At 71.2% G+C, this 2,254-nt stretch carries 1 protein-coding gene and 1 pseudogene; both read left to right on the top strand.

Features of this window, described 5'->3' with window-relative positions; all coding sequences use genetic code 11:
- A partial coding sequence (locus C1A33_RS23970; protein WP_101833594.1) for a S1C family serine protease occupies positions 1–995 on the top strand: 995 nt, incomplete at its 5' end.
- 424 nt (positions 996–1,419) lie between these two features.
- Positions 1,420–2,254: pseudogene (locus C1A33_RS23965) on the top strand (RNA polymerase subunit sigma-24); the annotation flags it as partial.

The raw sequence follows: 2,254 nt of genomic DNA, 5'->3' as shown, positions 1-2,254 counted from the left end.
TCGCCGCCGCCGCCACGGTGCCCGCCGCGGCGGGCACCGTGGCGGCGGCGGCGAAGAAGATCCTGCCGAGCGTGGTGACGATCTCGGAGGAGTCCAGCAGCGAGTCCGGCACCGGCTCCGGCACGATCATCCGCGCCGACGGGCACATCCTGACGAACAACCACGTCGTGTCGGGCGCGTCGGACGGCGGCACGCTGACGGTCACCCTGCAGGACGGCCGCACCTTTGACGCACGGGTCGTAGCCACCGACCCGAGCTCCGACCTCGCCGTCATCAAGATCGATGCCACGGGGCTCCCCGCGGCGACGTTCGGCAACTCCGACGCGTTGAACATCGGCGAGCTGGTGGTCGCGGTGGGCAGCCCGCTCGGCCTGAACGGAACGGTGACCTCCGGCATCGTCAGCGCCATGCACCGACCGGTGCGTACCGGCGACTCGACCGTGCAGGACCAGCAGAACACGGTCCTCGACGCGATCCAGACCGACGCACCCATCAACCCGGGTAACTCCGGCGGCCCGCTGGTCAACAGCCGTGGCGAGATCATCGGGGTGAACAGCGCGATCGCGACCGTCGGCGGTGGTGGCGGCAGCCCGTTCGGCGGCAGTCAGCAGTCCGGCAACATCGGCGTCGGCTTCGCGATCCCCGGCAACTACGCCGAGTCCGTCGCGACCCAGCTGATCACCTCCGGCCGCGCGCAGCACCCGTACCTGGGGGTCACCGCGTCGACCGCGGACGAGAACAGCCGCTCGACCGCTGCCAGCGGCAGTGGCGCGCAGATCCGATCGATGGTGCGTGGCGGGCCGGCGGAAAGCGCCGGCCTGCAGGCCGGCGACGTCATCACCAAGCTCGGCGGCCGGGCGGTCAGCGATGTCGACTCTCTGATCGCGGCGGTGCGCTCCCACGCCATCGGGGATGAGGTCGAGGTGACGTACATCCGCAGCGGGCAGTCCACGACCGCGAAGGCGAAGCTCGCGCTCCAGCCGCCGACATCCTGATCGTCGTCGTCCAGATCATCACCGTCCGTCGGGCTTCGACCTCGACATACCGGTCACGAGGCAATCATGTGTCGATCCCGCCGCGGGTCGCGAATGGCCCGGTGGATGCGGAACGCCTGCTCCGTCGGATCGGTGACACAATTTGATCCGCCACCCGCTGACGGACTATTGTCCGCTTGCTTTTCTGACTAGTCCGTCGGCGGGCCAAGGGCTCGACGCACGCGCTGGAGCCAGGAGCGAACTAGTCATACTCCGACAAACGCGCACTAAACACTGCGGGCTTTTACGGTCAAGCGATACCGGCTGTCGAATCGACGACAACAAAATCCTCACAACGTTCACCCGTTAGCGAGTCCCGGCTCCTAGCATTGGCCCCACCACCCGATCCGGGCCCGCTGCTAGTCCTCCGGGGAGAAGCGAGAGTATGGACGACGACGCGGACCTCGTGGCCCGTGTCCGCCGTGGTGATCGGCAGGCGTTCGACGACCTCTACGATCTCTACGCGGACGATGTCTTCTCCATGTGTCTGCTGATCCTCGGGGATCCCACGGTCGCCCGCGCGGCCGCAGGCACCGCGTTCGCCCTGGTCGCCAGAACCCGCCTCAATCCGCTGAGCAACCCCGCCGGTCTGCGGTCATGGCTGCTGGAGCTCGCCCGGGGAAGCGCGCTGGCCTGGTCAGGTTCGCCCCAGGCTCGCAGCATCCCGGTGCCGCACGGGGTGCCACCGGAGGAGCTGCTCGTCGGAGCGGTGGTACCCGCCCCCGCCAGCCTGCGGGTCGGCCTGGCCCGCACCTTCGACCGCGCCGCCACCGTCGCCGAGGCCGCCGCGACCGCGGCGGCCAACCGCCGCGCCGCCGCGACGGCGCCAGACGCGGAAGCGGTGGCGAGGTCCGCGGCGAGGGTCAGCCTCGTCAAGGCTGCAGCCGCGGCCGATACTGCTGGTGCGGCCGAGTCCGCCGAGGCCCCTCCGGTCCGCGTTCGCGCGGCGCCCCTGGCGCTGCTGCGGATGGACGCGGACGCCGGCTCCGAGACCAGCCCAGGCGGCGATGCGGTCGCCGCCGGCGCGGCCGCCGCGGTTCGCGGCACGCCCGACTGGCGCAGCCGGCCGGCGATGGCCGCGGCGGCCGCGGTCGTCGTCGCGGTAGCCGGCCTGACCGCCGCGATGAACTGGCCGTCCTCCGATCCCCGGCTGGTGTCGGAGGCCAGCGTGGCGATCGTGAACCCGCAGCCCACACTGCCCGCGGCCCGCCCCGCCACCC

The organism is Frankia canadensis, assembly GCF_900197875.1.
GTDB classification, from domain to species: Bacteria; Actinomycetota; Actinomycetes; order Frankiales; family Frankiaceae; genus Frankia; species Frankia canadensis.
The sequence above is the reverse complement of the archived record's forward strand: the minus strand, read 5'-3'. Positions and strand labels throughout refer to the sequence as shown.